Here is a 21379-nt window from a genome sequence, read left to right as displayed (position 1 = left end):
TTTTGAAGTATGGTCAAATTAAGTATTGTAATTCCTACTTATAATAGAGGAGGAAAAATTAAAACTACTCTTGATAGTTTGAAAAATCAGACTTTTGCTGATTTTGAAGTAATAGTAGTTAATGATGGCTCTACCGATGATACAAGGGAAGTACTGGAAGACTTTCGCAAGGAGTATTCTTACCCTATTCAACTTATTCATCAGGAAAATTTAGGCAGATCTGGAGCTCGCAATTCTGGATTTGCAGCAGCCACGGCTCCTGTTGTAGTCTCTTTTGATGATGACATGAGGCTAGAACCCCAGTGCCTAGAGGAGCATCATAAGCATCATCAGGCATTGCCTGGAACTATTCTCGTAGGTGAGGTAAAAGAAGATCCTAGCTTAGCTGAGACAGATATTCAAAAGTTTTTGGCCCATGTACGGGTTGGGTGGCTTAAGGTTCTGCATGAAGCAGAAATGCCATTAACTCGAGAAAGTATCTACATCACCTCCGCAAATTTCTCTATCAGTAAGGTGGATTTTGATAGAATTGGCGGATTTGATCCCCAGTTACGAGCCGTTGTTGATTATGATCTTGCTATGAGGGCGACAGTATTGGGAATACCTATTTATTATAATAAAAATGCATTCGCATGGCATGATGACTTCATTTCCTGTAGACCCTACATACATCGGAGAAGGCAAGGAACAGAAAATGAGAAATTGTTAATGCAAGTTAAGCCTGATTTGGTGGCACAGTTTCATAGATATAGAGAAGACTCTCCCAAGGGTATGAAATTAGTAGTATATTCTTTACTTGGGCACAAAGTCTTTGTTGATTCAATAGACAGATATAATTTTTTCCAGTACGTTCTTCCAAAAGGTGTCAGATACAAGCTATATGCCGCCATCATAACATCACTTTCTAAATATTTTCCTGATAGGGAAATTTAAATTTCATAGAATGAAACAGAAACAAACTGTTTTACATATTATAGACTCTTTGGGTAGAGGGGGAGCTGAAACGCTTTTAGTTGGGGTTGTTAACTCCATACCTCATTTTGAGCATATCATTGTTAGCTTAATGCCCATGAATGAATTTGAGGGTCAACTCTTGGGAGTAAAAGTATACTTCTTGAACTTTAAAGGATTAATGTCAGTTGGTTCCAGTGCAAAAAAAATCCGAACAATAATTTATCAACACAACATAGCAGTGGTTCATGCGCACCTTTATTGGTCATGTATTGTCTCTAGGTTTGCAGTGCCAAAACATGTTAAACTAATAAATTCTTATCATAATGTTATTTATGGGAAAAACGGGTCTAATTATTCTATACATCTTAGAATTCTCGACAAATTAAGTTATACTAAAAGAGTTAAAGTTCTTTGTGTTTCAAAAGAAGTGTTGGCGAACGTGCAGTCTTTTATTGGTGTAACTGATGGAATTGTTTTATACAATTATGTAGAAGATGTCTTTTTTGAGAAGTACCAAGAGAAGAGGCTTACCTGTGGCAAGTTGCGTTTTGTGTCTGTAGGCAATCTTAAACCTCAAAAAAACTATGAATTACTTATAAAAGGTGTATCAATCTTTAATAAGCAACTAGGCGAAAAGTTAATTTCTGTTGATGTTTTCGGAAAAGGTGAGTTGATGAACTCTTTACAGCAACTTGTTGAAAAATTAAATATAAAAAACATAAAATTTTTAGGTGCCGTTTCTGATGTTGCGTCCCGGTTACCAAATTATGATGTTTATATTTTGCCATCAAGTTCAGAGGGATTTGGTATTGCGGTAGCTGAAGCCATGGCTGTTGGTTTACCTGTTGTAGTATCTGATATTCCTGTCTTGCAAGAAGTTACTTTTGGGAAAGCAGTGTACTTTGATCACAAGGATCCTTATAGCTTATTTAAAGCTTTGGAGTTGATTGTGCAAAATAGAAAGTTGCTACAAGAAAAATCTATAAGTGGACATATTGACAGTCTATCATTTAAGAAGGGTCTGTATATGGAGCAGCTAACAAAAATTTATATATAATTGGTCGCAATAATAATCTCTTGTTTTCTTTCCTTTAAGGTTTATTTTGATATTCATGTCATTTGGAAATAAAAATATTTTATTACTTATACCTACCTTCACTGAAGGAGGGGCTCAGAAAATGGTATATGAGATAGGCAGAATACTTGCTGAGAGATACAATGTTTATGAATGTTCTTATGATGCGTTTGGTGAGCCCCATGTGTTTAGAAATGAAAATATAGTTTTATCCCTTGAATCACCGCACAGCGGTTCCTTGTTAAAAAAAATTACTGACTATCCCCAAAAGATCAGCAGATTAAGAAAAATAAAAAAGAAATATAAAATTGATGTAACCATAAGTAATTTATGGAGTGCCGATTTGGTAAATATACTGTCTGGAACTTCAGACAAAACTATTTCCATTGGCCATATTAGTATTTTGGGCAACTTCCAAAATAGACTTTTGTTGAAGTATCGGAAGCTAGGTAAATTAATTTATGGCAGATTTGATAAAATTATTGCAGTCAATGAAGCACTAATGCACGAGCTTAGGGAGGTGTTTGAAATCCCATCTTCTAAAATTGATTTTATAAATAACTTCATAGCGTTCCCCAAAGAGTTACCTTCTCATGCAGCCAGACAGGACAATAAAAAGAGATTAGTCAATGTAGGTAGGTTGAATCCTATCAAAAATCAAGAGCCGCTCTTAAGGATCTTTAAAAATCTAAAGTCACAGTTCCCTGGCCTGCAGCTTATTTTTATAGGAAACGGCCCCTTAGAGGAGCAGTTGAAGGGCAAAGCACAGGAATTGAACTTGCGCATATCCTCGTCTTTCTCTGACTCAGAAGCAGATGTGATTTTTACAGGGTTTGTGGACCCGTACAAGTTCATGGGAGGCTGTGATATGTTTGTTTTTCCTTCTAAATCAGAAGGTTTACCCTTAGTAATGGTAGAGGCTATGTACGCCGAGCTGCCCATGGTTACAAGTGATTGCCCCACTGGTGGTCCTCATGTGGTAATGGAAGGAAAAGGCACTTTTAAATTAGACCGTACTGATGTAGAAGAAACAAAGTACGGCTACTTGATGCCAATTCCAGATGAAGAGAATGAGTCTACCTTGAAAGCTTGGCAACAAATAATAACTGAACTTCTGGTAAATGAAAATAAACGTCTGCAAATGGGAAAAGAAGCCAAACAAAGATCTCTTGATTTCTCAGTTGACAAAATAAAGGATCAGTATTTCAAGGCAATAGAAGAGATATTGAAGTAAGGAGAAAGTCGAATTTAAAGCTAGCCATATGCAGGTTGTGAGACTTTATCCGCTGAAAGTACAATAGCAAATGAATCTTTCAGAATGTAAGAAAATTAGATTTAACTGCTACTTTAGAATTAAAGGATACTGCTTTTTTTAAGGGAGGGCAGGGAGTAATAAAGGCAGTTAACTAAGACCAACTGATGGAAAGCTGAAATAGTTGCCAAATAGGAGGGAGTTGAATTTTAAACGAAATTCTATAAGCAGTAAAAAAGAAGAGCTTTGGTAGCTGATTCTAGAACAAACAAATAAAGAAAAAGATGAACGTTTTATACATCACTTATGATGGCATTACTGATCATATTGGGCAGTCTCAGGTGGCACCGTATTTGATTGGTCTATCGGCGAAGGGACATAAAATTACACTTTTAAGCGCCGAAAAAATGGAACGTGCCGATATTATTGAGAGGTATAAGCAAATATTTTCTGAGGCAGGAGTTGAATGGCATTACGTGCCTTATCATAAAAACCCACCAGTGCTGTCATCAATCTATGATGTCTTCAACATGCGAAAAGTTGCTAAAAAGCTAATCGCTAAGAATAACATAGGGGCAACTCATTGCCGTAGCTATGTGGCGGCACTGGTGGGGTTGCATTTCAAAAGAAAGGCTGGTATTAAATTCATTTTTGATATGCGTGATTTTTGGCCAGATGCCAGAAAGGAAATCAAGGTCTTTGATGTGGAGAAAAACCCCATGCACAAAGCCGTGTACCAGTACTTTAAAAAACAAGAAAAGGCATTTTTGCAGGAGTCAGACCATATTGTTAGCTTGACAGAGGCAGGAAAAAGGGTAATGGTCGATTGGAGACAGAAGGGCATGAACATAGATGCGCCCATTTCAGTTATTCCTTGCTGCGCTGATTTCAATTTCTACAACAGGGAGAGATTAGATCCTGTAAAACTCAAAGTGGTTAGAAAATCCTTGGGTATTAACGACGGTGACTTTGTTTTGAACTACCTGGGAAGCTTAGGAGCAGCTTATCTTACTGATGAGATGATGGATGTTTTTAACGTTTTATTAGCTAAGAAGCCTTCTGCCAAATTTTTAATTATAGCTAACAATGACCACCATCTTGCTATTCAATCAGCTGAGAGCAGAGGCATTCCCGCCGATAGGCTTATTGTAATCAAAGGCAACAAAGAGGAGGTCCCATATTTGATAGCTCAGGCAGACCTGTCTCTGTTTTTTATTATTCCATCCTTTGCTAAACAAGCCTGCTCACCTACCAAACTGGCAGAACTACTGGCCATGAATATACCTGTTATAGGTAACACTAAAATTGGTGATGTTGATGAAATTCTACGTCTTGAAAAGAACAATTCTGCTGTGATGAAAGCTTTTACAACAGATGAATATGATGCCGTCTTGACTCAAGTTTTGCAGAAAATAAGCCAAGGAAATGACCATATTAGAAATACTGCAGAAAACTTCTCACTTGAATGTGGTATTGATTTGTACAACCAGGTGTACCAATCTTTAAACTGATAAAAGTTACTTATGAAAATACTTTTTATTGTTCCCTACCCTTATGATAAGGCTCCTAGTCAGCGACTTAAGTTTGAGCAGTATGTGCCAATTTTCAAAAAAGAAGGTATAGAGGTTGAATACAGCTCTTTCTTTGATGAGGAAGCCTGGTCTATCCTTTATAAAAAAGGAAAGTTCATAAGTAAGGTTGCAGCTGTTTTTAGAGGCTATTTCAGGAGAGTGAGTGACTTATTTAGGCTTAGAAAGTATGATGTTGTTTTTGTTCATCTTTGGGTAACACCCATTGGACCTCCCATTTTTGAGTGGATATATTCTAGAGTTGGGAGGAATATGATCTATGACATAGATGATCTGGTCTTCCTGAATTCTGCCAAACATATGGCATGGTGGAAAAAAATTCTAAGTAGTAAGGATAAGCCTATTTATTTGATGAAGAAAGCTGAGCATGTCTTGACTGGAACTCCTTATCTTAAAGATTTTGCACTGAGGTATAATCCTAATTCAACTGACATTTCTGTTACTATGGATACTGAAAGATATATGCCGATTAACACTTATTCAAATGAAGGAAAAGTGGTAGTTGGATGGAGCGGGAGTGTTAGTACATCTCCATACCTTTTTTTATTGAAAGATGTTTTACAGGAGGTAAATGCAAAATTTCCTTTCAAGCTATTAGTCATTGGTGATAAGCAATTCCACATAGAAGGTTTGGATATCGAAACATTAGATTGGACTCAAGAAATGGAAATACCTACCTTACAGCGTATGGATATTGGTCTTTATCCGTTACCGCTAGATGATGAATGGGTTCTGGGGAAGAGTGGTGGAAAGGCGTTGCAGTATATGGCAGTGGGAGTGCCTGCTATTGCGACCGCAATTGGTGCTAACTTTAGAGTAATTGAAGACGGAGTGTCTGGATATTTGGTGACTACAAAGGAAGAGTGGAAGGAGCGATTATTATATCTTTTGCAGCACCCAGAGGAGCGTAGAAAAATTGGTCTGGCAGGGCGTAAGAGGATAGAAGAAAAGTTCTCTGTGAAAAAAACAAAGTATACTTATCTTGCTGTCTTCAATAAAGTTGCCTTTAATAAATAAGTTATATCTAATAAAGTTCAATAATAAAAGCCCTATAGGTATGATGTAGGGCTTTTATTATTGAACTTTTTTCCTTTTGGATATTTTAGGCCTCTTTACCTCCTTATAAAATACTGCTAAAAATAAGAGATAAAAAGGCATTAAGGGTATTTTGTATCTTACCAAAGTACCAAAATTGCCGGAGGATAGCCCCACCATAAATGCAAATGTTAAACTAAAAAATAGGCAAAATTGAATCAAAGGTGAATTCAAAACTATAGCTAGAAGCTTGAAGAAGCCTGCCTTGAAAACTATTTTTAAAGTAAAATATAAAAATAACATACTCTCCAAAGATGCAAACAAGATAATTGGCTTCAAATATTCCCAGGGATATGGCCTGAACAATGTTAAATTAATAGCCATGGGGATAGCCGCCAAAACGCCAGCAGGAGATGAAAGATCAACATTAAGGGTATAAGCTGACCCAGAGGAGATTTCTTGAATATAATAGGCAGTTTGTGAAGCCGTTTCTAAAACCTGATCTACTGAATAACGACCAAATAGTTCATCGGCATATTGCAAGAAAATTGCCATGCTGCCAAAGCCAAGCGCAATCATAAGTGGAGTGCTCGCAATACGGAGTAAGGGATTCTTTATTTGAGCCTTATTGCTGTTTATAATATAGATTATAAAGAATGGTACGAAAGCCGCAACAATATATGACTTTATGTAATATACCACAGCTGTGCTAATTATAATTCCTAATATATTTTTTAATACTTTTTTCTTTTTTATAAATACATAGTAACTGCAAATGAACATATACAGCAGGCCAGTAAACGAAATAGTATCTTTAAAAATTCCAGACCCCCATACTAAAACTGAAGGGATGTACAGGGAGCAATAAGCTGCAGTTTTGGGCGGAATATTAAATTCTTCAATTATAAAAATGAAGAAATTCCATAAGCCTATAAATGCAGTTGTGCAAAAGAAAACAGCGCAGGGAAGAAAATAGTTGAATGTAAATAAATTAAAGATTGCAGCATATTTACTTACAGTAAATGACTCTTTGGCAAAGATATGCACTGTTTTCATATTTATCCCTGCCTTATTAGAAGTATTAAAAGTTGATAAATCCCCAAAGAGTACTTTGAAGAAATCTTCTGGGTAGTCTAACAAATACGAAGTAAGAACTTTGGCGCCCATAAAATAATACCTACCATCATAAGAGCCACCATAATAGTATTGATAAATCATAGAAATAGCAATACAACCAAAAAGTTTTAAATACAATCCCCAATTAAAATATTTTTTCAGTACGAGATTACCTCCATGTCTTTTCCTGAAATAAATATTTAATAAAATAATGGCAGCTACTAAATAAAAAGGTAAGAGGAGGTAATCGCCTAAAAAAAGGAATTGGTTTCTCATGGTTTTTTAGTTCTAAACTCTAAAGTGCCTATGGCCTTGATTGGTGTTGTATCTACAAATATTCCAGAGCACAGAAAAGAACTGTATTAGCTGCAACTTTTATATGTATTTGATATTCTTTGATACTAAGTATTAAAAAATGACATATTTTGACAAAGACATTAATGTATAAAAAAAATATAAAACAAGGAAGATATTAGTTTAATAAATATAAAATAAAGCTGTCACCTTACTTTGATTGAAAGAAGTATCAGCAAATGTATTTCTGCTTGGCTTACCCCCCCCCCCCCATTTAATACTGCTTTACTGGTAGTATTGAATAGGGGGAAATCCTCAAGGTGAATCCCGAAAATTCAACTGAATATTGGAATAAATAGCTGGTGAGCATTTTGATTCCTTTAAAAGGGTATACACTATCCTTTGTTAGTACCGTGCCGTTTTCAAAAATAAACATTAAAAGTATGATAATGAAATTAGGTAAAATGATAGGAGTAAGTTGGCTCCAAGAAATATATACTGGTCCTTAATTTAATCTTTTCTATTCTTAGGCATTAAGGCCATAAAAAACGTGTTTTCCTGGCCATTGTCTAATTTTTAATGCTTCAATTACTTATGTGTTAAGATGATAGTTTTTCTTAACAAGCTTTTTGCTTATCTAGCAGAACCTTTCAATAATGTAATTTAAAAACTTCTAGCATTTCTGTAATTACAAATTAAAATACAGGGACTAATGTATTGATTATAGCAAAACAAACGTCTGCTCTGATTTCTGGTCTTTGAATATCTTCTTTGCTTTCAGGTAAGGAAGTAACCCCTGCATGCTGGCATCTATAATCACAAAGTCAATATCCTTGCTGTTGATGTAATCTAGTTGCACGAGATGCTTATGCTTTTGGTATTGCTCCAGCAAATCATTCTTCTTTATAAAATTGAAAAATGGGGAGTTCTTAATATAAGCTTCTTCTATTCTATTTTCTATCTCCTCAGTAGATCTGGGTATATCCATAATCGTTAACGAGGTAAGATATACTTCATTGTGGATACCTGGTAAATAGGTTGCTCCTGGCCACTGTATATTAAGGTTTTTAGTAAAAATTGTTTCTTTGTCTGCTGTATTATTCAAAATAACTCCATTCCAGCCATCGTCTTGTTTGGATGAATTCAGTTGTTGATAAATATTGTTCAAGTATACTAAAGAGTAGGGATAGTCTGCATTACTTGCTAAATTAATTGAGCTTTTGTAGAATTTCGAGATTGTTGGAATAGCCAAGGAAAATAATACTGCTGCATAGGCTAGGTAAGATGTCACTGTTCTCTCTTTCAATTCTACAGTAGAAAGGTTATAGAAGTGGCTTATAGTAAGCACCACAAGTATGAAAGTAGTAGGTAGGAAAATTATCTGAAAGAGCTGAACTGAGTCTAGCATCTTGTGTGTAGCAGCCCAGATGACAATTCCTGTTAGGTTCAGACAAAGGTAAGTTACTAGTATGGCAGGTATACTTCTGTAGAAGGCAAGCATCTGCTTGAACATTAACAGAATTGCAAGTATAAGTAATATATACAGAAAGGGTAGTGACAGCGCCGTGCCCACAATAACATTAAAGAATGTGGTTAGGAATTCTATGTTCAAAAGCCCTTTTGCTATTTCTGTGATACTAGGAATATTAGCCGTTGTAGTAGACTCCAGTTCTTTCTGAATAACACTATTAGTTACAAAGAAGCTTAAGAAAAGTAGAGTGTAAACTATAATAGAAATGGTGACTGAGAAGTTTTGTTTTCTTGTTTTCGCAAGTATCAAGAACAAAACAGCTAGGCCAGCTACAGAAAAAATGGCAGGTGCGGTGGCAATAGAAACACAAGGAATAAAGAAGAGAATAAGTATAGCCTCTTTGTTCAGGAGTTGAAAATGTAGAATGGTGGCCACCGTTAAAAAAATAGTGGTGGGTAATATCTTAGAAAAACTTACTTCAAAGAGAAAGGTCCTTAATCCCAAAAAAAGAGGATGTATTTCAGGTAAATATTTGATGTAAAGTCCGGTGAAATGAACTAAAGCAAACGCAATAACTACAATGATATAATTTTTTTCACGCTTAGTCAATAGAGTGATTAAGGCGCAAATACCTGCAAAAAGAAGAGTGTTTAAAAAAGGAATGGTTACAAAATGAAAGGTAAAGTAAATATTACTGGAGGTGGCATTTGCAAAGAAAGCGTTGAGCCACATTTCATAATAATGATAGGGGATAGCGCCTTTAGCGCTACGATTGAGTGTATAGTTTTCTAAGCCAGTATTGGCAATGAAAGCACTAACTCGGGCGTAAAAATTAGTGTCACCATATAAGCTTAATAGCATTTTATTGTAAAAGACATGTTCCTTTAATATCGGATATGAAGCAATTATAAAAAATAAGGTAAGTATGAGAAAGTTGAACAGAATTCTACCTGAAAACAACTTTCCTGTATTAGGAGCATTTGTGATTGCAGTGCTATCAGGCAGTTTTCTGGAAACAAGGTGATAAACAATTAGCGGAATAGCCAAAATAAACACAGTATTTCCCTTGGTCTTGATCAAGGAGTACCCTACGGTAATAGCAGTGGCACCAATGATACAGCAGATAAATATATTGAGCCAAGGCTCATTGGCTAATTTTCTTTTGTACAGCTTTGTAAGAATAGCGCCTACTAAATAGGTACTTATCAATGCAAACATAAAAACACCTAAAAAGGGTAGGAGTAGCTCTAACTCTCTCATATCAGAAGTTGAACAATTAAAGGGCATTTATAATAAGGGAGGAAACATCTTTGGTTCTGTCTCCTAATTCATAATAGAAAGGAAGCCTCAGTAAGCACTCAGCAAACCTATCTGAATTTGGGAGTTCCCTGCCATCATGCTTCCCTATGTAAAAAGGGCTTTTATGTAAAGACAAGTAATGGAAAACAGGGTGTATTTTCTCCCGTTTTAGCTTTTCTATGAGCTCAGTGCGCTGCTGAATGCTCTGGCAAACAATGTAGAACATGTGCGCATTGTTGGTGGCATAAGATGGAATTGTTGGCAACTGAAGAATGTTTAATTTTTCAAGTTCCAAGAGAGAATCAGCATATTGTAACCAAATTTGTCTTCTTCTTTGTTGAATATCATCAATGTTTTCAAGCTGTGCCCATAGAAAAGCAGCAATAATATCTGAGGGAAGAAAGGAGGAGCCAATATCAACCCAACCGTATTTATCTACTTCTCCTCTGAAGAAAGAAGATCTATTAGTACCTTTTTCTCTAATTATCTCTGCCCGGTAAATAAACCTTTCATCATTTATAGCCAGCATACCACCTTCACCAGCAATTATATTTTTGGTTTCATGAAAGCTGAAAGCAGCCAAATGACCAATACTTCCTAACGGTCTTTTAACGCCGTCTGCTCCCGTATAGAAACTATCAATGGCCTGAGCGGCATCTTCCACCACAAAAAGCTGGTGTTTATTAGCTATAGCCATAATTTGATCCATATCACAGGCTACACCGGCATAATGCACGGGTACTATGGCTTTGGTTCTTGGCGTAATAAGACTTTCAATAGTAGAGGCATCAATATTTGGGTTTTCTGCCTCGCTATCTGCAAAAATTATTTTAGCACCTCGTAAAACAAAAGCATTGGAGGTAGAGACAAAAGTGTAGGAAGGCATAATCACCTCATCCCCTGGTTGAATGTCAATTAAGATGGCAGCCATTTCAAGCGCATCTGTGCAGGAGGTAGTTAAGAGAACCTTCCTGAAGCCGTACCTTTCCTCAAAGAAACGGTGGCACTTTTTAGTAAAGATGCCATCACCTGATATTTTACCTGAGGCAACTGCTTCTTTTATATAATCAGTTTCCTTACCTGTCATGTAAGGTTTGTTGAATGGTATCATTATTGGAAAATTTTGACTAGTGATGCCGGAGTGCCTACATACAGCCCCGGTGTGTCTAAGCTTTTTGTTATAGTTGAATTACCGCCGGTTACAATACCGGAGGTGATAGTAATATTATTGATAAGCGTGGTGCCAATACCCAGAAATGCTCTAGAGCCTACCTGCACAAAGCCTGCAATATTTACTCCAGGGCCAAAAAAACAGCTTGCTCCAATTTTTGAATCATGTGCTACTTTGCAGGCAACATTAAAAAAGCAGTTACCAGCTACGGTAGTATGCATATCAAGTATGCAGCCGGGCAAAAGAACTGTGCCAGGTCCAACTGAGGCAGTTCTGTCTACATAGCACGTTTCATGAATAAAGGTGGCAAAAGGTACTTTATGTGAAAATCTATCAAAAAGCTCATCTCTGAACTGTAAATGATTATATCCAATACCTATTAAGAGTTGGTCAAAAGTACCCAACGCAAAGTTTTCTGCAACCATTGAAATAGGACCTAAAATTGGTCCATAGGCGGTGCAGGAACCAGTTTCCTGGTAATCATCAAAGAAACCTACTGGTTTAAACGTGGCAGACTGTTTCAAATAGTGAGCTATGTGTTGTGCCAGTGTACCTGAACCAATAAGTGCTACTTTAATCATTGATGGTTTTTTTTATAGACAACTCATCTATTACCACAAAATTGGGTTTCTGAGTGGTCTTTAAGTTAACGCGGTGCAGGTATTCACCTACTATTCCAAGACTCCACAGTATTAAGCCGGTTCCCAACCCAATACTTATCATCATGGAAGCATAGCCAGATATGAGGTCATTATAGACTAATTGTCTAACAAGTAAGTAAATAGAGTATAGAACAGAGACAGTGAAAACAATAAAAGAAGAAAAAGTAACCAACCTGATAGGCAGTACAGAAAATGTAACAAAGATATTAATGGCATGGTTAATTAGCTTCTGCAAGGTATAAGAACTCTTGCCCGCTATACGCTCTTCATGCTGCACTGTTACACTGCTGGTATGGGTGGTAACCCAAGAAATATACCCGTCAAGAAACGTGTAAGAATTGTTCATTCTTATAGTAGCAAGGGCTACGTTTCTCTTTATTAGTCTAAAAGCGGTATAATCTGGGTGCAAATCTGGTATACTTACCTCTAACATCTTCTTCAGAGCCACAGAGGTCAAGTTCCTGAAGGAAGAGTGTTTCAGTTCATTATACTTTCCATATACCACATCATAATCATCTTTTTTCTGCTCCTCAATCAAAAGAGCAATATCATTGGGTTGGTGCTGTAAATCTTCATCCATGGTGATGATAAACTCACCTTCTGCACGTTCAAACCCACAGATAGTGGCATTGTGCTGCCCAAAGTTTCTGCTTAGTTTGATAGCTTTTATATAGGCAGAATATGTAGTGGTAAGTTGTTGCAGAACGTGCCAAGAGTTATCTGGGCCTTGGTCATAAACAAAGATGATTTCGAAGCTAAGGTGGCTTGCCTCAAAAAATGAAACCAGTTTTTCAGCCAAGGGAGCAATGGTGAATTCCCCCCTATACACCGGAATTACTACAGAATAGGTTAGCATATACTACCTGTTAAAGGTTTTCATTAAGTTAGGTGAGTTAGGGCCTTCGTTAAATATCAGGTCTAATACAGATACTCCATGTTCAAAGGGAGGAAACAATTGGTGGTATTCAGGATAGTTACTGTAGTCCATCCATGAAACAGTTATCCCTTCTTTCTCAAAAAGACTCACATCTAAATAATCACGCGCGGCAGGTCCAGAGACATACTCAGTGCCTCCGGCAGCTTGAACCAGCCTAACCAAACGTTCTGTTTTGCCTTCGCCGATTTTATAGTTTTCTGACCAGGTAAGGCTGGTAGTTATACCCAATATGGAGCAAATGGTTTGAATAAGCTTATAGTTTATTTGACTCAGATACTCCGTTCCTATATTGGTATACAATTCTTCAAACGTCTCTTTGTACTGCTTAAAATAAGGTGCTTTGGAGTAACTCTGTTGTAGGGTGCGCCAATGCTTTATATTCCACTTCTTATCAAAGACAACTGTTTCATTGATTTTTTGCTCCAGGTTATTTTGAATTACCGGTATTGTAATCCATTGCACACCATTTTGGCTTTTTATCTTGTTTCTGTTGCGCCAATCATTCTTCGTGTACTGCATTTCATCATAGAAAATGAATTCATCAACAGTGTTGATAATGTCAAAGTATCCCTTCCAAGGGATATAATTTGACTGTAATATTGCAATCTTCTTAGCCATTTCAGATTAAAGGTTTTCAATAATTGGAATATTTGCAGAAAATTTATTGTTCACCCATGTTGCTTCTCCAACAGTTGTCCATGGGTTATCCATCTGATCTTTTAAAAAGTCCTTTTCCCATTCTGTGGGAATAATAATTTTCTTGACTTTAACCTTAAAGGTTGCAGAGTCTAACTCAACATTATTTTTATGAGCCCAGAAAGCAGTAAACTTTTCGATCCCTTTAGCTAAAAGTTCCTGCTCAATTTTAGTCTTATTTGTTCTCCAGGTCCACTTTGCCCATTGCTTCCCTGTGTTGTAGTAGCTTACTTGACCTTTAGGAGTGATTATTGGTAACCATACTTCCTTTTTATTTTCATCATCAACATAAGTGACGGCAATTAAATGGTTGTACCCAATAAAATGCTGATCAAGGAAAACACCATGATTTGCAATTCCTAGTATTTGTTTGTTTAAGGTTAGCAAAGGTTGGGTAATTGAAATTATTTTATTATTAACATCATGTAGACCAATAAGGCCAAAAGTTTTGCCTATTAATGGTGTATTTAAAATGCATAGTGATTGTGCGACAATGCAGTAAATAATGAACCCATAAATAAATTTAAATTTGATATTGTTTATGGCTGTTACTGTTGAAGTGCTGAAGCATTTTGGAGAAGGTTCTTCTTTATCGTGATTCTGTAAATTTTCTTGATTTGCTTTTAAATTGAACAAGTTTCTCCAGAAAGAAGGAGGGACAAGTAGAGTGTAGATACTTGTAATTCCTAGTGCAAAGAGTGGGATCGGATATGCTATTAAAATTCCTAAATGAAGGCCAACCCCTATTATGAGAAGAATTGGTCGTGCTCTTTTGCTCCAAATTAAAAAAATAAATACCAGCTCAAAAATAAGAGTTAAATAACCTAAAAATAAACTAATGGGCTTGATGTTTAGCACAAACGATAAGTCCATGTATGTATTTTGAGGGAGGCTAGTCGGTAGCCAAAAGCCTAAACCTTTTAACCACATAGGAGAGGCAAATTTCCAAAAGATAGAATCAAAGTATATTAATCCAATCCCTACCAATGGTGGAAGTAAATAGTATAATAAGCTTGTATTCATGTTAAAACTCTTGCTCCCTGTGCCTAATTTGTTGTTAAGCACGTTGTCAAGGGACAGAGATTTAGACAGCGGAAGAAAAGGAAGGAGAAAATTTACTCCTATCAATGACCAATCTAAATGATATTCATAAGTTCTGAATACAGAGAAGGTACCTAAGGACAATACAAGATTAATTATAGTACAATACCTGGTGAATAGGCCAAGTGCCAAGGATAATAGAGCAATTAACCAACAAATAAGTACAAATGTTAAATTAATTTCTGCATACTCAATGTACGGAATTGGGTCAAAAATTAACTTTCTAAAATAGAACATCTGTACTATCTCAAAAAATAGTACAGATGCGTAGGCGATTCTAAAAACGGCTAATCCCTCTGATGGGACTTCTGTTTTATAAACTTTTTTCAGCTTATTGTAAAAAAGCGCCATGTGTTTTATAGTTTAACGGTAACAATTATTCCTGTAATAATTAACCCCAGACCTATGAGTTTACCTGTGGTAAGCACTTCGCCAAAAAGGAGAACACTTAGAATAAGCACAATAATGAAGCTCAAACTCATGAACGGATAGGCAAAAGAAAGCTCAAACTTAGTCATGGCTGCCATCCAGAACAAGGAGGCAAGGAATGCTGAAGCAAACCCAGAAATAATGAACGGGTCAAGTAAAAGCTTTACCATGAACAATAGTTTATCAGGTAAATCCTCTGGTAGACTCCCAATTTTATTGATTCTCCATTTTAAGATAAGTTGACCGTACACGGTGAAGAATATGGTAGAGAATATATATAGATATCCCATAGGGTACTTTCTTTTAAGAAGCTCAAATGAATTAAATGGAATGATAACAATCTTTAGAAGAAGTATTTGTGCTATGGATATTTTCCATATTGAGCTTGGTTAAAATTTGCACATTATCTTTTATCTGCTTTACAATAGTATAACTTGAGGTTGTCTGATAGACTCAGAATAAGTTATTTATACTTTTTATAGTATAGATGAAGCTGCAAATTTAATGAATGTTATTTACAGTCCTATGAATTTAAATGATTGGGCTGTGTAGGCTTTCCTGAAGTCGGCCATATAAAAGGTGTAAAACTATTAACTTCAATAGTAATGAAAAAGAAAAAGTTCACCGATACGCAAATTATCAAGGCCATTATGGAGCACGAGAACGGGCGCAATGCCTAGGAACTCTGTCTGGAGTTAGGTGTTACCACGGCCGCTTTCTACAATTGGTGCCAGCGCTTAAAAATCTAGAAGTGAAAGTGCTAAAGCGGATAAGGGAGCTGAAGAAGGAGAGTGCCTGTCTGAAAAGATGTCTGCTAGGCTCTATCTGATACACAGTGTCCTTTAGGACACTGTGGGGAAAAAGCTTTTGGCCCTGACGGAAAAAGGCTTTGGTTGGGATTATGGAAAAGGAGCATGGGATAAGCAGCCAGCCCCTTAAGTAGTGGACCTGACTAAAGGCACGTATTGATACCGGCCCAGGCCAAATGATGGGAGCCCGTTCACTAAACACCTATAGTTACTGGTGGAGAAACATATTTCCATCGGTTTTTGGCAGTGCTTCTACAAGCTACGCAATATGGGCCATGGATGGAACCATTAGTGGGTGTACATTCTCTACAACCAGCCTAGGCTGTGCCTGAAAAACCATCAGGCTTAGTTTAGCCGTAGAATCCTCTGAGGAGGGAGGACTAGATGAGTTACGGCAGATATGAATCAAGCCAGTTGCAGTGGGAGCTGATAGGGGAGAAGCTACCGGTGCGTTTCCGCGTGCAGATGGCAAGGGGCGGCCGAGCCGCCTGACCGGGAGCTGCTCAATGAAACGCTCTGTATCCTGTGCTCGGAGAGACCTGCCGGAGAAAGTATGTTCCCTGGCAGTCAGTGTACAACCGGTTCCGGAGGTGGCAGCAGCAGGATCTAAAAAAAAGCGAGCCAACAGGCGTTATGCCGCTCCAGAGGCGGTTTCTCTTCCAAAGTTCACCTGCTCTGCTGCGGTAAAGGCTTTCCTTTGCAGGTGAGTTTGACAGCCGGGCAGGCAGGTGACGCTCCGCAGTTGCTCACCCTGCTGGAAAGGGAAAGGGAAAAGGCGAAGGTGCTCATCGTAGACAAAGGCTACGATCAGGAAGGCGCTCAGGGAAAGAAGGGTACGGGCACAGATACCGGAGAAGGTGCTACCAGAGGGTGAAGGCCCAGAAGAAAAGGCAGAAAGCTGCGGCTCGACGGGCAGCTTTACAAGAAATGCAATGTGGTGGAAAGGCTGGTGAACAAGCTAAAGGAAATGCGAAAGTTTGCCTGTCGATATGATAAGCTCTCGCTCAGCTACCTGCAGTTTGTCTTCCTTGCCTTCATCAGAATATCCCTCAAACCCTAATGTTTAGACACCCTAGCCTCAACATCAGGCAAAGGTTCAGGTTTCCCGTCCGAGTGAAACAGGTGCTGCTCCAGTCAGAGGGGATTTATCAGGTGTGGTCAATCGACTTCATGTCTGATAGCCTCCGGGACGGCAGAAAATTCAGCCTTTGAATAACGTCGACGACTACAACAGGGTTATCCTCACTACGGAGGCTGATTTGTCGCTTCCTTACCTGCGCCCGATTAAGGTGCAGAGGGCAGCCTGCTGGAAATGATACGTGTCGAACGGCCTTGAGTTCATCTTAAATAAGCTCGAGTGCTGGTGCAGGGAAAATAAGAATCGCATGTCCTTCAATCTACTTGGTAAACCGATGCATTACCCCTTTTTGAAACGCTGTAGCGGCAGTTCAGAAGGGAGCTGTTCAATCCCTATTTGTTCAGAATCTTATCGGAAGTTCGAGAAAAAGCTAATGAGGCCTGTAACTGCCTCCTGCCTCTTAAGGTCTTTTACTTTTGGAGCTCCTTCTGATTTATTGGAAGGAATCGTAAATAAAAAATCAACTTTAAATGGCTTAAAATCCGAGGGAGAACTTACAGCTGCTTTTTGATATTTTCTTTGGAATTGAACTTTTTAAACATTACAACTGGTTAAAGCTGTTTGCTAAAAGAAAAAAACTTTTAACCTTAAAACTGCCGACTTTTATTATCCTAAGGCTGGGGTTGTCTGTTACTATTTCAAAAGGGCAGCAAGTATTAGTGATTGGGTATATGATAAAGGAGAGCTCAGTATAGGTCTTGGTTTCTGTAAACGGGAGGTGCGATGCATTGTCAAAGTGATTTAGATAGACTAATGAGGGGTTATTTGCTTGTTTGGCTTTTTCAGAAAGACAGGGAAGGGCTATTAAGTAGTGGGTGAACGTACTGGTAGTTGTATAACTTGTTACAACCGACAGGGGAAAAGTTCATAACTTTAACATGCTCTTAATTATGTGTTTAATTTTTTTATGAAGGGGGAAAGGTAATACTTGTTTGTGTGTGGTATCTTTGAGCCTTTAATTTCAATATCGAGGTGGGTCAAATTATGGAAAAACGTGAGGTAGATGCGGTGGTGGTGGGCTCTGGCCCTAACGGTCTGGCGGCGGCCATTGCCATGCAGGAGGCGGGTCTCTCGGTTCTGCTGGTGGAGTCTAAGGAAAACATTGGCGGCGGCATGCGCACGCAGGAACTCACGCTCCCCGGCTTCCGGCACGATGTCTGCTCGGCCATTCATCCGCTGGCCGCCAAATCACCTTACTTCCAGACGCTGCCCCTGCACGAGCATGGGTTGGAATACATATATCCCGCTGTAGCCGCTGCGCACCCGCTTGACAAAGGCACTGCCGCCGCCCTTGCCCACTCTCTCCCTGAAACAGCTCAACGGCTGGGTACCGACGAAAAAGCCTATCTGAGCCTGATGGAGCCCCTCGTCGGCGATTGGCCTGACATTGCCACTGACGTGCTGGGCCCGCTTCAGTTTCCGAATGACCCTTTTAAAATGGCTAAGTTTGGATTGAAGGCCATGACCGCTGCCACGTTTCTGGCCGACAGGCTTTTCACTACCCCGGAGGCGCGGGGGCTGTGGGCGGGCATGGCGGCGCACTCGCTCCAGCCGCTCTCCAAAATGACTACCTCAGCCATTGGCCTGGTGCTCATGGCTCAGGCGCACCTGCACGGCTGGCCTTTGCCCAAAGGCGGCTCCCAAAGCATTGCCAATGCCCTGGCCTCCTACTTTATCTCTTTGGGCGGTAAAATAGAAACGAACTTTCACGTAAGCTCATTGGCGCAGTTGCCTTCTTCGCATGCGGTGCTGCTGGACGTGACACCCCGGCAGCTGCTGGAAATAGCCGGGCACAAGTTCTCCCCGCTGTACCGGTGGCAGCTGGAGAAGTACCGCTACGGCATGGGCGTGTTCAAGGTAGACTGGGCATTGGACGGTCCTGTTCCCTTCACCGCGCCGGAATGCCGGCAGGCTGGCACCGTGCACCTTGGGAATACCTTGGAGGAAATCGCCGCCGCCGAGCAGATGACCTGGAAAGGCCAGCACCCCGACAGACCGTTTGTGCTGCTGGCCCAGCAAAGTGTCTTTGACGGCTCGCGGGCGCCGGAGGGCAAGCATACCGCCTGGGCCTACTGCCACGTGCCCGGCGGCTCCACCAAAGACATGGCCGGGGCCATTGAGCGGCAGGTGGAGCGTTTCGCGCCGGGCTTTAGAGAAAGAATTTTGGCGCGGCACACCATGAATACCCAACAGATGGAGGCGTACAACCCCAACTACATCGGCGGCGACATCAACGGCGGCGTGATCGACATCCGGCAACTCTTCACCCGACCCGCCCTGCGCCCCTCGCCGTACCGTACCTCGGCCAAGGGCATTTACGTGTGCTCTTCCTCTACCCCCCCGGGCGGAGGGGTGCACGGCATGTGCGGTTACCACGCCGCCGCCCAAGCCCTCAAAGATGTCTTTGGGTTGAAAGCGAAAAGCTTAAATTAATGGTAGAAGTTGGATGTTATAAGCGGAATTTGGAGGAGGGTGCTAAACATTTTAGCAGGTTCACTTTGGTGAGGATAATTCATCTACATCTATTTTACGAAACTGTTTTATTTATGTGCTTTTTTGAAGGTGGTGTGCATGAATATATGTTAACTAATTTGATGTAACTGTTCTGCTGCAGGCTGAGCCTCAATTTTCTTAATGTTTTTTAACACTCCCTGTTGCGGTATTTCCAAAATGTGTCACACATCGTCTGCTATAGATAATATTTTAAATATATCCTGCAGAAATTAGCTGTAGACTAAATCTAAAAAGGCTATTTGAAATTCCTCTATTTGACTTAATGTGCCTGTCCTTTTCATCCTCTTTAACCACTCCCAATGCCAATAATTGTTTAGTTTATGATTGCCGTAGCGCACCATGCCTGTCTACTGACAATATCGTTAGATCAGGTTTAACTAAGTTTCTTATTTACAAACACAGCCATGAAAGATATGGCTACAAAGCAGATGATTGCCTAGCTATGCTATTCTTGGCATGGATGAAAATTAAACTTTGTAATATTAAGTTAGCTTTTTGTCATTTTCATAGTGTTCTAGTGTGCGTATTTATTGTAACCAAAACTTTCACATGTTTTAAAAGAAAAATTGAAAAGACAATCTCTATGAAAATTTATTCACATAATTAAAATTAGAAATTTAGTTTTGCCCTTGCTTATCTGCGTACTTAGGGCCACTTTCTACTACAGAATATTTTTTATCCTTTAGCTTTATGAAAAATCTTTCAAAGTAAGCATAAGAAAGATAACTTAAGACTATTGTAATTGATAAAACGAGGGAATAAATAAGAAAGTTATAAATTATAGAACCCTTGATTACTCCTAAATTATTAACAAAGGCAAATGAGAAAAACATTACAATCGGATGATACATATAGATACCATATGACCATATACCAGTTTTAGCCAAAAATTTGTTCTCCAGTTTAAAGCCACTCTTATCTTGAACTATAAATAATATTAAAAGAGCAAAGAGGCAGGACAAGGCAAGGTTATCAATATGTTTAATTAAACAAAGACAAACCGCCGCGAAGGTGACAAATAATATCCATCCATTTGTAAAAAAAGGACGTAATTTATTTCCATAGTAATAAAGAGCATAGGCACCCAAAGCGCCGATTGCCATAAATTCAATGAGGAAGAGCCTCAAAAATTTCTTCATAAACAAAATGTATTTTTGCTCTTCGCCGATTGAAGATGCTTTGAAGAAAGTAAGTAAAATTATAATTCCCAGCAGATAATAAGGTAAATGTTTGTTGCTTACTCTTTTGACAAGGTGCGGCCAAAACAAATAAAATTGTTCTTCTACTCCAACTGACCAAGCCTGAGCTACTCCAGTTACTCCTGGCCTTAATAATAAAGCCAAGTTGGGTAGAAATAAGAGGAACAGAATTAATGTGCTATAAAAATGGTTATCTAGTAGTAAAATTCTGTTATAATAATATTCCTCTCCATGCAGGGCAGGAATATTATGCGCGAGGAAGGGTAAAAGAAAGAAAGAAAGAAAGACAACTAGGTAATAAACTGGCCAAATTCTCAATGCCCTTCTCACGTAAAACTTCCAAATATCTATACTGCCAGTCCTCTCCTTTTCAGTCAGTAAAAGGAAGGTGATTAAAAAGCCGCTTAACACGAAAAACAAATAAACCCCATTCTTCCCTAGATGGGAAATAAAAGATTCAAATTTTGTATCATATAAACTATATATATTATCTCTATGCTTGTAAAGTTCTATGTGATGGAATAAAACAGCTAGTGCAGCTAAAGCTCTTAATTCGCTTAGCCCTTTAAAATTTACTCTAGAATTCATTTATATCGTATAATAATGTGCCTTTCTTTGACAAATTCATAAAATAAAGC

General features: G+C 38.7%; 15 protein-coding genes and 1 pseudogene. 7 read left to right on the top strand and 9 right to left on the bottom strand.

What is annotated here, in order from left to right; genetic code table 11:
• Positions 1-9 precede the first annotated feature (9 nt).
• The 5 genes from A8O23_RS04280 to A8O23_RS04260 all read left to right on the top strand — a co-directional run bounded on the left by A8O23_RS04280 (position 10) and on the right by A8O23_RS04260 (position 5887).
• Positions 10-933: a glycosyltransferase family 2 protein gene (locus A8O23_RS04280; protein WP_066617187.1), complete on the top strand. Its 924-nt coding sequence runs from the start codon at positions 10-12 to the stop codon at positions 931-933.
• Positions 934-943: 10 nt separating this feature from the next.
• The gene (locus A8O23_RS04275; RefSeq protein WP_066617179.1) at positions 944-2011 is read left to right on the top strand and encodes a glycosyltransferase; all 1068 of its coding nucleotides are present in this window, start codon (positions 944-946) and stop codon (positions 2009-2011) included.
• A 55-nt stretch (positions 2012-2066) separates the two neighbouring features.
• Complete coding sequence (locus A8O23_RS04270) at positions 2067-3263, top strand: glycosyltransferase (protein WP_066617177.1); 1197 nt, start codon at positions 2067-2069, stop codon at positions 3261-3263.
• Positions 3264-3565: 302 nt separating this feature from the next.
• A complete protein-coding gene (locus tag A8O23_RS04265) occupies positions 3566-4792 on the top strand; it encodes a glycosyltransferase (protein WP_066617175.1) in 1227 nt (408 codons plus the stop codon).
• A gap of 12 nt (positions 4793-4804) precedes the next feature.
• A complete protein-coding gene (locus A8O23_RS04260; protein WP_066617172.1) occupies positions 4805-5887 on the top strand; it encodes a glycosyltransferase in 1083 nt (360 codons plus the stop codon).
• Between the two features lie 57 nt (positions 5888-5944).
• On the opposite strand, the gene A8O23_RS04255 is transcribed toward A8O23_RS04260, so the two are convergent.
• From A8O23_RS04255 to A8O23_RS04220, 8 genes are all read right to left on the bottom strand, one after another.
• Entirely contained in the window at positions 5945-7297 is a 1353-nt protein-coding gene (locus tag A8O23_RS04255) for a hypothetical protein (protein WP_066617170.1), read from the bottom strand.
• Positions 7298-8036: 739 nt separating this feature from the next.
• Complete coding sequence (locus A8O23_RS04250) at positions 8037-10046, bottom strand: hypothetical protein (protein WP_066617168.1); 2010 nt, start codon at positions 10044-10046, stop codon at positions 8037-8039.
• Positions 10047-10062: 16 nt separating this feature from the next.
• Positions 10063-11196 (bottom strand): dTDP-4-amino-4,6-dideoxygalactose transaminase, encoded by a 1134-nt coding sequence (rffA, locus tag A8O23_RS04245; protein WP_066617166.1) that lies wholly within the window; start codon positions 11194-11196, stop codon positions 10063-10065.
• The gene (locus tag A8O23_RS04240) at positions 11196-11837 is read right to left on the bottom strand and encodes an acetyltransferase (RefSeq protein ID WP_066617163.1); all 642 of its coding nucleotides are present in this window, start codon (positions 11835-11837) and stop codon (positions 11196-11198) included. The genes rffA and A8O23_RS04240 overlap by 1 nt, the downstream gene beginning before the upstream one ends.
• The gene (locus A8O23_RS04235; RefSeq protein ID WP_066617162.1) at positions 11830-12774 is read right to left on the bottom strand and encodes a glycosyltransferase family 2 protein; all 945 of its coding nucleotides are present in this window, start codon (positions 12772-12774) and stop codon (positions 11830-11832) included. The genes A8O23_RS04240 and A8O23_RS04235 overlap by 8 nt, the downstream gene beginning before the upstream one ends.
• A gap of 3 nt (positions 12775-12777) precedes the next feature.
• Positions 12778-13473, bottom strand: coding sequence for a WbqC family protein (locus A8O23_RS04230; protein ID WP_066617159.1), 696 nt, complete (start codon positions 13471-13473; stop codon positions 12778-12780).
• A gap of 6 nt (positions 13474-13479) precedes the next feature.
• Positions 13480-15003 carry a hypothetical protein gene (locus A8O23_RS04225; RefSeq protein WP_066617153.1) on the bottom strand — a complete coding sequence of 508 codons (1524 nt, stop codon included), beginning with the start codon at positions 15001-15003 and terminating at the stop codon, positions 13480-13482.
• 5 nt (positions 15004-15008) lie between these two features.
• The gene (locus A8O23_RS04220; protein ID WP_066617150.1) at positions 15009-15371 is read right to left on the bottom strand and encodes an EamA family transporter; all 363 of its coding nucleotides are present in this window, start codon (positions 15369-15371) and stop codon (positions 15009-15011) included.
• A gap of 1168 nt (positions 15372-16539) precedes the next feature.
• Between A8O23_RS04220 and A8O23_RS21195 the strand changes: the two are divergent.
• Both A8O23_RS21195 and A8O23_RS04215 read left to right on the top strand, forming a co-directional pair.
• A pseudogene (locus A8O23_RS21195) lies at positions 16540-16764 on the top strand (transposase); the annotation flags it as partial.
• 1248 nt (positions 16765-18012) lie between these two features.
• On the top strand, positions 18013-19461 hold the full coding sequence (locus tag A8O23_RS04215) for a phytoene desaturase family protein (protein WP_066617145.1): 1449 nt from the start codon (positions 18013-18015) through the stop codon (positions 19459-19461).
• Positions 19462-20159: 698 nt separating this feature from the next.
• On the opposite strand, the gene A8O23_RS04210 is transcribed toward A8O23_RS04215, so the two are convergent.
• Positions 20160-21329 (bottom strand): acyltransferase family protein, encoded by a 1170-nt coding sequence (locus A8O23_RS04210; protein ID WP_066617142.1) that lies wholly within the window; start codon positions 21327-21329, stop codon positions 20160-20162.
• Positions 21330-21379: the final 50 nt, after the last annotated feature.

It is taken from the genome of Rufibacter roseus, assembly GCF_001647285.1.
In the GTDB taxonomy this organism is placed as follows: Bacteria; Bacteroidota; Bacteroidia; order Cytophagales; family Hymenobacteraceae; genus Nibribacter; species Nibribacter roseus.
This window is presented reverse-complemented; position numbering and strand designations above follow the sequence as displayed.

Bases quoted from the DNA above. Each gene is read 5' to 3' on its own strand.
- A8O23_RS04280 (WP_066617187.1), top strand. From the start codon at position 10: ATGGTCAAATTAAGTATTGTAATTCCTACTTATAATAGAGGAGGAAAA.
- A8O23_RS04275 (WP_066617179.1), top strand. From the start codon at position 944: ATGAAACAGAAACAAACTGTTTTACATATTATAGACTCTTTGGGTAGA.
- A8O23_RS04270 (WP_066617177.1), top strand. From the start codon at position 2,067: ATGTCATTTGGAAATAAAAATATTTTATTACTTATACCTACCTTCACT.
- A8O23_RS04265 (WP_066617175.1), top strand. From the start codon at position 3,566: ATGAACGTTTTATACATCACTTATGATGGCATTACTGATCATATTGGG.
- A8O23_RS04260 (WP_066617172.1), top strand. From the start codon at position 4,805: ATGAAAATACTTTTTATTGTTCCCTACCCTTATGATAAGGCTCCTAGT.
- A8O23_RS04255 (WP_066617170.1), bottom strand. From the start codon at position 7,297: ATGAGAAACCAATTCCTTTTTTTAGGCGATTACCTCCTCTTACCTTTT.
- A8O23_RS04250 (WP_066617168.1), bottom strand. From the start codon at position 10,046: ATGAGAGAGTTAGAGCTACTCCTACCCTTTTTAGGTGTTTTTATGTTT.
- rffA (WP_066617166.1), bottom strand. From the start codon at position 11,196: ATGATACCATTCAACAAACCTTACATGACAGGTAAGGAAACTGATTAT.
- A8O23_RS04240 (WP_066617163.1), bottom strand. From the start codon at position 11,837: ATGATTAAAGTAGCACTTATTGGTTCAGGTACACTGGCACAACACATA.
- A8O23_RS04235 (WP_066617162.1), bottom strand. From the start codon at position 12,774: ATGCTAACCTATTCTGTAGTAATTCCGGTGTATAGGGGGGAATTCACC.
- A8O23_RS04230 (WP_066617159.1), bottom strand. From the start codon at position 13,473: ATGGCTAAGAAGATTGCAATATTACAGTCAAATTATATCCCTTGGAAG.
- A8O23_RS04225 (WP_066617153.1), bottom strand. From the start codon at position 15,003: ATGGCGCTTTTTTACAATAAGCTGAAAAAAGTTTATAAAACAGAAGTC.
- A8O23_RS04220 (WP_066617150.1), bottom strand. From the start codon at position 15,371: ATGGGATATCTATATATATTCTCTACCATATTCTTCACCGTGTACGGT.
- A8O23_RS04215 (WP_066617145.1), top strand. From the start codon at position 18,013: ATGGAAAAACGTGAGGTAGATGCGGTGGTGGTGGGCTCTGGCCCTAAC.
- A8O23_RS04210 (WP_066617142.1), bottom strand. From the start codon at position 21,329: ATGAATTCTAGAGTAAATTTTAAAGGGCTAAGCGAATTAAGAGCTTTA.